The following is a 10,740-nucleotide window of genomic DNA, read 5'->3' on the forward strand; positions in this document are numbered from 1 at the left end:
GAATGCGGATCCCCCGCGTGCGGTTTGATGGACGCATGGCATCTCGTGCACGTGTACGCGCCCCCGAGCTGGTCGGGGCAGGCGGTTGGCTGAACACCGGTGGCAAGGAGCTCACGCTCACCGACTTCCGGGGCAAGATCACCATCCTGGACTTCTGGACCTTCTGCTGCATCAACTGTCTGCACGTCCTGGACGAGTTGCGGGAGCTGGAGGAGAAGCACCGCGACACCGTGGTGATCGTCGGGGTGCACTCGCCGAAGTTCGTGCACGAGGCCGACCACCAGGCCGTCGTCGACGCCGTCGCCCGCTACGAGGTGCACCACCCGGTGCTGGACGACCCGGCGCTGGCCACCTGGAAGCAGTACGCCGTACGGGCCTGGCCGACGCTGGTGGTGATCGACCCGGAGGGCTACGTGGTCGCCCAGCACGCCGGTGAGGGCCACGCCCACGCGCTCGCCCGGCTGGTCGAGGAGCTGGAGGCCGAGCACGCCGCGAAGGGCACGCTGCGCCGCGGCGACGGCCCGTACGTGGCGCCGGAGCCCGCCGCCGGGGACCTCGCGTTCCCCGGCAAGGCGGTCCGGTTGCCGAACGGCCACTTCCTGGTCGCGGACTCCGGCCACCACTCGCTGGTGGAGCTGGCCGAGGACGGCGAGACGGTGGTGCGCCGGATCGGCGACGGGCAGCGCGGCCTGGTGGACGGCGACGGCACGGACGGCGCCGGCCCCCGGTTCAGCGAGCCGCAGGGCCTCGCGCTGCTGCCGGAGGGCTCGGAGTACGACGTGGTCGTCGCCGACACCGTCAACCACGCCCTGCGCGGCGTGCGACTCGCCGACGGCCGGGTGACCACCCTGGCCGGCACCGGCCGCCAGTGGTGGCAGGGCTCGGCCACCGAGGGCCCGGCCCGCGAGGTGGACCTCTCCTCGCCGTGGGACGTCGCCTGGTTCGACGGTCGGGTGTGGATCGCGATGGCCGGCGTGCACCAGCTGTGGTCGTACGATCCGGCCGCCGACACGGTGGCGGTCGCGGCCGGCACCACCAACGAGGGCCTGGTGGACGGGCCCGTCGCCGAGGCCTGGTTCGCCCAGCCGTCCGGCCTCGCCGTCTCCGCGGACGGCGAGCGGCTCTGGGTCGCCGACTCCGAGACCTCCGCGCTGCGCTGGGTTTCACGTGAAACAGGCACGGTCGAAACCGCCGTCGGCACCGGCCTGTTCGACTTCGGCCACCGCGACGGGGCGGCCGGCCAGGCGCTGTTCCAGCACCCGCTGGGCGTCACCGTGCTGCCGGACGGCTCGGTGGCCGTCGCGGACACCTACAACCACGCGCTGCGCCGCTACGACCCGGCGAGCGGCGAGGTCAGCACGCTGGCCACCGACCTGCGCGAGCCCTCCGGGGCGGTGCTGGTGGACGGCGACATCGTGGTGGTCGAGTCGGCCCGGCACCGGCTGACCAGGCTGCGGCTGCCGGAGGAGGCGGTGCGGGTCGAGTCGGTGGCGCACCGCACCCAGCGCGCGGCCACCGAGGTCGCCCCCGGCGCCTTCCGGCTGGACGTGGTCTTCGAGGCCCCGAGCGGCCAGAAGCTGGACGAGCGGTACGGCCCGTCGACCCGTCTGCTGGTCAGCGCGACCCCGCCCGAGCTGCTGGTCTCCGGCGCGGGCGCGGACACCGACCTCTCCCGTGAGCTGGTGCTCTCCGCCGAGGTCGCCGAGGGCGTGCTGCACGTCTCGGCGATGGCCGCCTCCTGCGACGACGACCCGGAGATCGAGTACCCGGCCTGCCACGTGCACCAGCAGGACTGGGGCGTGCCGGTGCGGCTGGTCGCCGACGGCGCCCGCCGTCTTCCGCTGGTCCTGGCCGGGATGGAGCGGTCCGGAACGGAGTGACCCGGGCCGGCACGGCCCGGAACACCAGCGGCACGGAACACCAGCGGCACGGCCCGGAACGGCGGCACGGCCCGGAACGGCGGCACGGCCCGGAACGGCGGCACGGCCCGGAACGGCGGAAGGGGCCCGGCGGACGAACGCCGGGCCCCTTCCGCTGCCGTCCTCAGCCCTCCAGGAAGGCCTTGAGCGCGCTGGCCAGCAGGTACGGGTCCTCCGCGCCGCACAGCTCGCGCGCCGAGTGCATGGAGAGCGCCGCGATGCCGCAGTCCACCGTCCTGATGCCCAGCCGCGCCGCGGTGATCGGGCCGATCGTCGTTCCGCAGGGCATGGCGTTGTTGGAGACGAAGCTCTGCCACGGGACGCCCGCCTTCTCGCAGGCGGCCGCGAACACCGCCCGGCCGACGCCGTCGGTCGCATAGCGGTTGTTGACGTTGACCTTGAGGATCGGACCGCCGTTCGGCATCGGGTGGTGGCCCGGCTCGTGCCGCTCGCTGTAGTTCGGGTGGACGGCGTGGCCCATGTCCGAGGAGAGGCAGACCGTGCCGGCGAGTGCCCGGGCGCGGTCCTCGGTGGTGCCGCCGCGCGCGTGGATCGTCCGGTCCAGCACGGTGCCGAGCAGCGGGCTCTGCGCGCCGGTGTCGGACTCGCTGCCGGTCTCCTCGTGGTCGAAGGCGGCCAGCACCGGGATGTACGGCAGGCTGGCGGCGTCGGCCGCGGTGGCGACGGCGGCGAGCGCGGCGGTGGCCGCGTGCACCGAGAGCAGGTTGTCCAGGCGCGGGGCGGCCAGCAGTTCGCGGTCGCGGCCCAGGTAGGAGGCGGGCTGGACGTCGTGGGTCATGAGGTCCCAGCCGACCACGTCGGCGGCGGCCAGGCCGGCCCGCTGGGCGACGTAGGAGATCAGCGCGCCCTCGTCGACCGGGCCGAGGCCCCAGATCGGGGTGAGGTGGCGCTGCTTGTCGAGCTTCATGCCCTCGTTGACCTGGCGGTCCAGGTGGATGGCGAGCTGCGGCACGCGCAGCAGCGGCTCGTCCAGCTGGACCAGCCGGGCGGTGCCGTCCTTGAGCGCGAGCCGGCCGGAGATGCCGAGGTCGCGGTCGAGCCAGGTGTTCAGCGGGACGCCGCCGTAGATCTCCACGGCGACCTGCCGCCAGCCCTCCGAGCCGGTGTCCGGCACCGGCTTGACCCGCAGGTTGGGCGAGTCGGTGTGGGTGCCGACGATCCGGAACGGCGTCTCGGGGCCGGTTCCCTGCGGCAGGTACCAGGCGATCAGCGCGCCCCCGCGGATCAGGTAGCGCCCGCCGGCCGCGTCGTCCCACGCGTCCGTCTCGGCGACCTGCCGGAAGCCCGCCTTCTCCAGCCGCTCCGCGGCGCTCGCGACCGCGTGGTACGGCGAGGGCGAGGTGCCGAGGAACGCGATCAGGTCGTCGCTGTGCGTCCGGTCGAAGAATGCCTGGCGGGCGGCGGTCGACATGCTGCTCCTGGGTCGAGTGAGGGCCGGAACCGGATGGGGAGTCGGCTCCGCACCTGAGCATATGCCCGTGCACAGACAGGGCATTCGGAACGCCTCAACCGCGAACCGCCCGGTACGGCGCCGTGCGGCCCGAGCCTTCCGCCAGCGGGCACGGGCACCGGGCACGGCCCAGGACGCACCGAAGGGCCCGGTGGCAGCCGGGCCCTTCGGTGCGAGGGTGTGTCAGGCGGTTCGGGAGGAGGTGTCACGCACCGCGGGCCCCCGGGACGGGGGCCGCGGGTGACGGGTGGATCAGAAGGCCTCCTCGGCCAGGTCCATGATCTCGTGGTCGATGCCCTCGGCGATCAGGCGCTGCGGGGCGACGGTCGGCAGGACGTTCTTGGCGAAGAAGCGGGCGGCCGCGACCTTGCCCTGGTAGAAGGGGACGTCCTTCTCCGAGGCGCCGGCCTCCAGCTTGGCCAGGGCCACCGCGGCCTGGCGCAGCAGCAGCCAGCCGACCACGACGTCGCCGGAGACCATGAGCAGGCGGGTGGTGTTCAGGCCCACCTTGTACATGTTCTTGACGTCCTGCTCGACCGAGGTCAGGTCGGCGATCAGCTTGCCGACGATGGCCTCCAGGTCGCCGGCGGCCTTGGCGAGCAGCTCGCGCTCGGCGGCCAGGGCGTCGCCGCCCTCGGCGGAGCCGATGAACTTCTGGATCTGCTCGTTGAGGGCGGTGAGCGCCTGGCCGCCGTCCTTGACGATCTTGCGGAAGAAGAAGTCCTGGCCCTGGATCGCCGTGGTGCCCTCGTACAGGGTGTCGATCTTGGCGTCGCGGATGTACTGCTCGATCGGGTACTCCTGGAGGTACCCGGAGCCGCCGAAGGTCTGGAGCGACTGGGCGAGCTGCTCGTAGGACCGCTCCGAGCCGTAGCCCTTGACGATCGGCAGCAGCAGGTCGTTGAGGCGCTCGGCGGCCTCGTCGCGCTCGCCGCGCAGCTTGGCGGCCGTCATGTCGTCCTGGGTGGACGCGGTGAACAGCACCAGCGCGCGCATGCCCTCGGCGTAGGCCTTCTGGGTCAGCAGCGAGCGGCGCACGTCGGGGTGGTGGGTGATGGTGACGCGCGGGGCGGTCTTGTCCATGAACTGCGAGATGTCGGCACCCTGCACGCGCTCCTTGGCGTACTCCAGGGCGTTCAGGTAGCCGGTGGAGAGGGTGGCGATGGCCTTCGTGCCGACCATCATCCGGGCGAACTCGATGATCTTGAACATCTGGCGGATGCCGTCGACCTTCTCGCCGAGCAGCCAGCCCTTGGCCGGGTGCTTGGCGCCGAAGGTCATCTCGCAGGTGTTCGAGGCCTTGAGGCCCATCTTGTGCTCGACGTTGGTGGCGTAGACGCCGTTGCGCTCGCCCAGCTCGCCGGTCTCCCAGTCGAAGTCGAACTTGGGGACGATGAACAGGCCCAGGCCCTTGGTGCCCGGCTTGCCGCCCTCGGGGCGGGCCAGCACCATGTGGATGATGTTCTCGGACATGTCGTGCTCGCCCGAGGTGATGAAGCGCTTCACGCCCTCGATGTGCCAGGAGCCGTCCTCCTGCTGGACCGCCTTGGTGCGGCCGGCGCCCACGTCGGAGCCCGCGTCGGGCTCGGTGAGGACCATGGTGGAGCCCCACAGGCGGTCGGTCATCCGCTTGGCGATCTCCAGCTGCTCCTCGGTGCCCTCCTCGGCGATGACGCCGGCGAAGGCCGGGCCGGAGGAGTACATCCAGATGGCGGGGTTGGAGCCCAGGATCTGCTCGGCGAAGGCCCAGATCAGCGAGTTCGGGGTGACCTGGCCGCCGATCGACTCCGGGATGCCCAGCCGCCACCACTCGGCGTCCATGAAGGTCTGGTAGCTCTTCTTGAAGGTGGCCGGGACCGGCGCCGTGTTGGTCTCGGGGTCGAAGACCGGCGGGTTGCGGTCGGTGTCGGCGAACGACGCCGCGAGGTCGTTCTCGGCGAGGCGCGAGATCTCGCTGAGGATGTTCTTCGCGGTCTCGACGTCCATGTCCGCGAACGGTCCGGTGCCGTACACCTGCTCGCGGCCGAACACCTCGAAGAGGTTGAACTCCACGTCCCGCAGGTTGGACTTGTAGTGACCCATGGCCGTTATCTCCGGTTCGTCGCTTCCGGGAGACCGCCGCGTTCCGGCGCCCCGTACCCACCAGTAGGCATCATGATGCTACCCAGCGGTAACTTGGGCAAGCCCCCGCCGGGGAATCCGCTATGAACGTGGTCACGTCCCACAGCCACGGAGGCCACTCCTTGTCAGGATCGGCGCCAGCGGAGGAGGGTGCGCGACCGCTAGCCTGTCCGTGTGTACGGATATGACCAGAACACATACCCGGGCGACCCCTACCAGCAGCAGGCGGGACCGCAACAGGGCATGAACGGCATGCCCGGACCGGACGCCTACGGCGGGCAGGCGCAGGCCCCCCAGCAGTCCCTGTACCCCGAACCCTCGCCGCCCTCACTCGCGGACGCCGTGCGGGCCTTCACCACGGGCTCGATGGCGGTCGAGGACTTCCAGGCGATCTTCATCACCTCGAAGGTGCACTGCCCCCGCGGCGACCGCCCCGGCTTCCTGGCACTGCACAACACCCCGACGCCGGTGATCCCGATGTTCAGCTCGCTGAAGGAGCTGCGCCGCTACGCCGGCAAGGACTCCAAGCACTTCACCGTCACCGGCGCCGAGGTCCTGGACCTGCTGCCGACCGGCTACGGCTTCGCGCTGGACATGGAGGGCGAGCACCGGATGGTGTTCGACGCCAAGGCCGTCGAGCAGATGGTCGACTTCACGATGCGCCGGATGTACGGCTGATCCATCCTGGAGGAGGAGCCCCGCGCTCCTTCGTCACTACATAGTTCAACTTTCAACTTGCTTGTTGTTGAGAATTGAACTAACCTCGTGCACGTAGGCCAGACACCCCCCGAAGGAGGCCGACATGCCCGCCGTGACCGTCGACAACCCGCTGACCCTCCCGCGCGTCACCACGCCGGACCCCGCCGTCACGAGCGCCCGGCCGGTCCTCACCGTGGCGACCGCCCCCGAGGGCTTCGAAGGCGAGGGCTTCCCCGTCCGCCGCGCCTTCGCCAAGATCAACCAGAAGTACCTCGACCCGTTCATCATGATGGACCAGATGGGTGAGGTGGACTACGCGGCCGGCGAGCCCAAGGGCACCCCCTGGCACCCGCACCGCGGCTTCGAAACCGTCACCTACATCATCGACGGAACGTTCATCCACCAGGACTCGCACGGCGGTGGCGGCACCATCACCGACGGCGACACCCAGTGGATGACGGCCGGCTCCGGCCTGCTGCACATCGAGAGCCCGCCGGAGTCGCTGGTGAAGTCCGGCGGCCTCTTCCACGGCCTCCAGCTGTGGGTGAACCTGCCGGCCTCGGACAAGATGATCGCCCCGAAGTACCAGGACATCCGCGGCGGCAGCGTCAAGCTCCTCAGCACCGAGGACGGCGGCGCGCTGCTCCGGGTGATCGCGGGCGAGCTCGACGGCCACCAGGGCCCCGGCACCACCTTCACCCCGATCACCATGATCCACGCCTCGATCAACCCCGGCGCCCAGATCACCCTGCCCTGGCGCCCCGACTTCAACGCCCTCGCCTACGGCCTGGCCGGCAACGGCTCGGCGGGCACCGAGCACCGCCCCTTCCACCGGGGCCAGGCCGTCGTCTTCGGCGACGGCGACTCGCTCACCATCCGCGCCGACGAGAAGCAGGACTCCCGCGACCCCAGCTTCGAGGTCGTCATCCTCGGTGGCCTTCCCATCCGCGAACCCGTCGCCCACTACGGCCCGTTCGTGATGAACAGCCACCGCGAGCTCCAGCAGGCCATGGAGGACTTCCAGGCCGGCCGGCTCGGCACCATCCCCGCTTCCGGCCGCTGAGGGCTCCGGAGCCGGAACGGCGGAACGGCCGCAGGCACCACCTGCGGCCGTTCCGCCGTTCCGTTGCGGCGCCGTTCCGTTGACCCGCGGTTCCGCCGTTCCGCCGCCCCGTTGCTCCGCCGTTCCGCCGTTCCGCCGTTCCGCCGCCCGGGTCGGCTACAGCAGCGCGTAGACCGCCGAGGCGTCGTCGTGGGTCTTGCCGCGCGGCCAGCGCGCGCAGTCGGCGTCCGCCCGCTCCACCGCCCGGACCTGGGCGATCAGCTCGCCCGGCCCCGACTCGGCGAGCAGCCGCAGCACGTCGCCCCAACTGCCCAGCCCGAAACGCTCGGTGTAGCGCGAGGCGCCGTCGGTCAGGGCGGCCAGGGCGTGCAGCCGGTCCAGCCGGACGAAGCCGGTCTCGGCGTGCTCGGCCGCCCGCGGGCTGGCGGCGGCGATCCACGGGCCGGTGCCCCGGTTGCGGGCGGCACGCACCGCCAGCACGTACTCCAGGTGCAGCGCGGCCCGCTCGGCCGAGCCGGGGACGGTCTCCCAGACCTGGCGGCGCAGCTCCTCCCCGCCGGGGAAGCGCTGGTTGTCCCCGATCACCTTCGGCGGGCCGTCCTTGAACTCCAGCACCAGAAGGGAGTCCCCGAGCACCAGGTACTCCAGGGCCTCACCGTGCCGCCGGGCCGCGACGACCATCGCGGCCGGGGTGTTGGGGTGGGCCAGGTCGCAGCGGCCGCCGTGCAGCGCGGCCGTCTCCACGATGGCGTCGGCCAGGCACTCGGCGATCGCCCGGTCCGCCCGGTCGGTGAGCCGGGCCAGCAGGTGCACACCCAGCCGGCGCACGTACCAGGCCGTCCCGTGCCGGCACCCGGAGTCCAGGCCGGTCGGCGAACTCGCGCCGTCCAGCAGGACCAGCGCCTCCGGCGAGGCCGCCGCGAAGTCCTCGCTCTCGCGGTCGGGCCGCCGTGCTTCCCCTGCGAGCTGTAGCTGCATCCCGACAGTGTGGCCGCCGCCCCCGGCCCGCGCCCAGACCCGTGCGCGGTGTGGCGCGGGCCGGGCCGCGCCGCCCGGTGGCAGCCGGGGTGATTCGGCCATACCGTCGGACAGTGACCGGACGGTTCGGCCCCTCGGAGCGGGCCGGGTCCGGGATCCCCTCCGGGTGACCGGGGCGCCCGCGACTGACGAGGAGCGGAAGATGTTCTGGCAGTTCATCGTGGTGCTGGCCGCTTCGCTCGGCTTCCCGACCGCCGCACTGCTCTTCCTGATCGGCGGACCGCGCTTCCCCGACGAGCAGCGCGGCCCCGAGTCCCGCGGCACCGCGGCGCGGGGCACCGGCGCCTCCCGCATGTCGTAGCGGCCGGGCCCGGCCGCTACGCGGCACACGCCCCCTAGCGCCCCGTCAGGAACGGCTCGATCCGAGCCGCCCGGGCGAGCAGCCGCTCGTCCCCGCCCTCCGCGCCGACCACCTGGAGGCCCAGCGGCAGCCCCTCCGGGGTCCGCCCGGCCGGCAGGCTCAGCGCCGGCCGCCCGAGGAAGCTCCACGGCAGCGACATCACCGCGTCCCCGGTGCTGTGCAGGCCCTCCGGCGCCCCGCCGGTCGCCGAGGGCGCCAGCCACAGGTCCACCCCGGCCGCCGCCTGCGCCGCGGCCACCCGTTCCCGCAGGTGTTCCCGGAACCGCAGGGCGGCCAGCCGGTCCTCGGCGGCGACGCCCTGGCCGGCCCGGACGGCCGCCGCCGTCTCCGGCCGGTAGAGCCCGCCGAAGCGGGCGAACCAGTCGGCGTGGCTGCGGGCCAGCTCGAAGCGGTTGACCGTCTGCAGCTGCCGGACGACCTCGTCGAAGTCCGGGAACAGCTCGACCCGGCGCACCGTGAACCCGGCCCGCGCCAGCCGGGCCAGCTGCTCCTCGAAGGCGCGCAGCGCGGCCGGTTCGGCGCGCCGCAGGTACGTCCCGTCCGGCACCCCGAGCACGGGCGGCGCCCCGGACCCGGACGGCGCCCCGGGCTCCGCCCGCCAGCCGTCGCAGAGCAGCGGCGCCGTCAGGGCCACGCCCGCCAGGTCGGCGGTGAACACCCCGAGGGTGTCGAAGCTCGGCGCGTTCGGGATCACCCCCGCGATCGGGATCCGCCCGTACGTCGGCCGGAAGCCCACCACCCCGCAGTACGCGGCCGGGCGGACCACCGAGCCGACCGTCTGGGTGCCGATCGCCAACGGCACCAGCCCGGCCGCGACCGCCGCCGCCGACCCGCTGCTGGAGCCGCCCGGGGTGTGCCCCGGATGGTGCGGGTTGCGGGTCGGCCCCGGAGCGCTCACGGCGAACTCGGCGGTCACCGTCTTGCCCGCGACCAGCGCGCCCGCCGCCCGCAGCCGGTCCACCACCACGGCCTGCGGCCCGGCCAGCACCCCCGGGGGCAGGGCCGAACCGCCGTGCGTGGGCAGCCCGTCCACGTGCACGATGTCCTTGACGCCCACCGCCACCCCGTACAACGGCGGCCGCCCGCCCGGCTCCGGGTGGCGCGCGGCCAGCGCACGCGCGTGCGCGCTCAGCCGGTCGTGCCGCCCGGGCTCCGGCACGAAGGCGTGGACGAGCGGGTCCACCCGCTCGATCAGCCCGCACAACCGGTCCACGTACACGGGAAGTTCGGGCACACCGGCACGCAGCCCGGCGGCCTCATCGGTCAACGGCCTTGGCCGGACGAGGGGTTGCTCCATGGCGGTCACAGTAGACGGCGGTCACGGCGTACGGCGGCCACAGCGGACGGCGCCGCGGCGGACCGGCGTCACGGCTGGTGTTCGGCCGCCAAGTACGGCGCCTCGCGCAGGAAGTACGCCCCGCAGGTGTGGCAGCACAGCTCCGGGGTCCTCCCCCAGTCCGTCGCCTCCCGCACCCGCGCGCCCGGGTCGAGCTCCCGCCCGCACATCGCCACGCTCTCCTCACCCCGGACCATGTGCCACAGCCGCACCCCCGCGGCCGCACCGCCGTCGCCGTACTCCGCTCGCATCTGGTGCCTCATGTCCCCATCGTCCGGCCCCCTCCCACCCCCGGCAACCGGAGGCCCGGGGCGTCGCCCCGGGGCGATCCGGCCGGTGGGTGCGCAGACGAACGGCCCCGGAGCACAGCGGCTCCGGGGCCCAAGTCGACGGATTTCAGCCGCACTTCGCCCCGCCCAGGCGGCCGCGCTCAGGAGGCCGCCCGCAGCAGCGCGCCGTCCTGCCACTTGAGGATCTTGTCGAAGCTGACGATCGCCCCGCGCAGGGGGTGGTTGCGGAGCTGGACGTGGTCGGTGAGGGCGTGGATGAGGAAGAGGCCGCGGCCGGACTCGGCGGTGAGGTCCGGGAGGGTGTCCAGGTCGACCGGGCGCAGGGTGGGGGCGCTGGGGCGGTGGGGCAGGACGTGGGTGTCGTACGGGTGGCCGTCGCGGCGGGGGCGGTGCGCGGTGAGGACGCGGGCCGGGACGGTGGCGCGGCCGCGGCGGGTGCGGC

Annotated in this window: 9 protein-coding genes and 1 pseudogene; 4 read left to right on the forward strand and 6 right to left on the reverse strand. The window is 73.1% G+C overall.

Annotated elements, in window-relative coordinates; translation table 11 throughout:
- The first annotated feature begins 35 nt into the window (after nt 1-35).
- Complete coding sequence (locus tag AB0E96_RS00915; RefSeq protein WP_359816985.1) at nt 36-1,880, forward strand: NHL domain-containing thioredoxin family protein; 1,845 nt, start codon at nt 36-38, stop codon at nt 1,878-1,880.
- Between the two features lie 163 nt (nt 1,881-2,043).
- Here AB0E96_RS00915 and AB0E96_RS00920 read toward each other — a convergent pair whose 3' ends face one another.
- Both AB0E96_RS00920 and AB0E96_RS00925 read right to left on the reverse strand, forming a co-directional pair.
- A complete protein-coding gene (locus AB0E96_RS00920; RefSeq protein WP_359816987.1) occupies nt 2,044-3,351 on the reverse strand; it encodes a M18 family aminopeptidase in 1,308 nt (435 codons plus the stop codon).
- Nucleotides 3,352-3,642: 291 nt separating this feature from the next.
- On the reverse strand, nt 3,643-5,472 hold the full coding sequence (locus AB0E96_RS00925) for an acyl-CoA dehydrogenase (RefSeq protein ID WP_359816989.1): 1,830 nt from the start codon (nt 5,470-5,472) through the stop codon (nt 3,643-3,645).
- A gap of 282 nt (nt 5,473-5,754) precedes the next feature.
- On the opposite strand from AB0E96_RS00925, the gene AB0E96_RS00930 reads away from it, so the two are divergent.
- Nucleotides 5,755-6,189 carry an SseB family protein gene (locus tag AB0E96_RS00930; RefSeq protein ID WP_359817007.1) on the forward strand — a complete coding sequence of 145 codons (435 nt, stop codon included), beginning with the start codon at nt 5,755-5,757 and terminating at the stop codon, nt 6,187-6,189.
- Between the two features lie 124 nt (nt 6,190-6,313).
- Nucleotides 6,314-7,273, forward strand: a complete 960-nt coding sequence (locus AB0E96_RS00935) for a pirin family protein (RefSeq protein WP_359816991.1) — start codon at nt 6,314-6,316, stop codon at nt 7,271-7,273.
- Nucleotides 7,274-7,429: 156 nt separating this feature from the next.
- Here the strand turns inward: AB0E96_RS00935 and AB0E96_RS00940 are convergent, their stop codons facing one another.
- Entirely contained in the window at nt 7,430-8,251 is an 822-nt protein-coding gene (locus AB0E96_RS00940; RefSeq protein WP_359816993.1) for a protein phosphatase 2C domain-containing protein, read from the reverse strand.
- A 202-nt stretch (nt 8,252-8,453) separates the two neighbouring features.
- Here AB0E96_RS00940 and AB0E96_RS00945 point away from each other — a divergent pair, with 202 nt between their 5' ends.
- The gene (locus AB0E96_RS00945; protein ID WP_359816995.1) at nt 8,454-8,612 is read left to right on the forward strand and encodes a hypothetical protein; all 159 of its coding nucleotides are present in this window, start codon (nt 8,454-8,456) and stop codon (nt 8,610-8,612) included.
- 34 nt (nt 8,613-8,646) lie between these two features.
- Here AB0E96_RS00945 and AB0E96_RS00950 read toward each other — a convergent pair whose 3' ends face one another.
- The 3 genes and pseudogenes from AB0E96_RS00950 to AB0E96_RS00960 all read right to left on the reverse strand — a co-directional run.
- A complete protein-coding gene (locus AB0E96_RS00950) occupies nt 8,647-9,969 on the reverse strand; it encodes an amidase (protein WP_359816997.1) in 1,323 nt (440 codons plus the stop codon).
- A 68-nt stretch (nt 9,970-10,037) separates the two neighbouring features.
- Entirely contained in the window at nt 10,038-10,271 is a 234-nt protein-coding gene (locus AB0E96_RS00955; protein ID WP_359816999.1) for a hypothetical protein, read from the reverse strand.
- A gap of 167 nt (nt 10,272-10,438) precedes the next feature.
- Nucleotides 10,439-10,740: pseudogene (locus AB0E96_RS00960) on the reverse strand (hypothetical protein); the annotation flags it as partial.

This window comes from Kitasatospora sp. NPDC036755 (assembly GCF_040636595.1).
Classification (GTDB): domain Bacteria; phylum Actinomycetota; class Actinomycetes; order Streptomycetales; family Streptomycetaceae; genus Kitasatospora.

Excerpts from the sequence above, each read along its gene's own strand:
- AB0E96_RS00915 (WP_359816985.1), top strand. The coding sequence starts at position 36 with ATGGCATCTCGTGCACGTGTACGCGCCCCCGAGCTGGTCGGGGCAGGC.
- AB0E96_RS00920 (WP_359816987.1), bottom strand. The coding sequence starts at position 3,351 with ATGTCGACCGCCGCCCGCCAGGCATTCTTCGACCGGACGCACAGCGAC.
- AB0E96_RS00925 (WP_359816989.1), bottom strand. The coding sequence starts at position 5,472 with ATGGGTCACTACAAGTCCAACCTGCGGGACGTGGAGTTCAACCTCTTC.
- AB0E96_RS00930 (WP_359817007.1), top strand. The coding sequence starts at position 5,755 with ATGAACGGCATGCCCGGACCGGACGCCTACGGCGGGCAGGCGCAGGCC.
- AB0E96_RS00935 (WP_359816991.1), top strand. The coding sequence starts at position 6,314 with ATGCCCGCCGTGACCGTCGACAACCCGCTGACCCTCCCGCGCGTCACC.
- AB0E96_RS00940 (WP_359816993.1), bottom strand. The coding sequence starts at position 8,251 with ATGCAGCTACAGCTCGCAGGGGAAGCACGGCGGCCCGACCGCGAGAGC.
- AB0E96_RS00945 (WP_359816995.1), top strand. The coding sequence starts at position 8,454 with ATGTTCTGGCAGTTCATCGTGGTGCTGGCCGCTTCGCTCGGCTTCCCG.
- AB0E96_RS00950 (WP_359816997.1), bottom strand. The coding sequence starts at position 9,969 with ATGGAGCAACCCCTCGTCCGGCCAAGGCCGTTGACCGATGAGGCCGCC.
- AB0E96_RS00955 (WP_359816999.1), bottom strand. The coding sequence starts at position 10,271 with ATGAGGCACCAGATGCGAGCGGAGTACGGCGACGGCGGTGCGGCCGCG.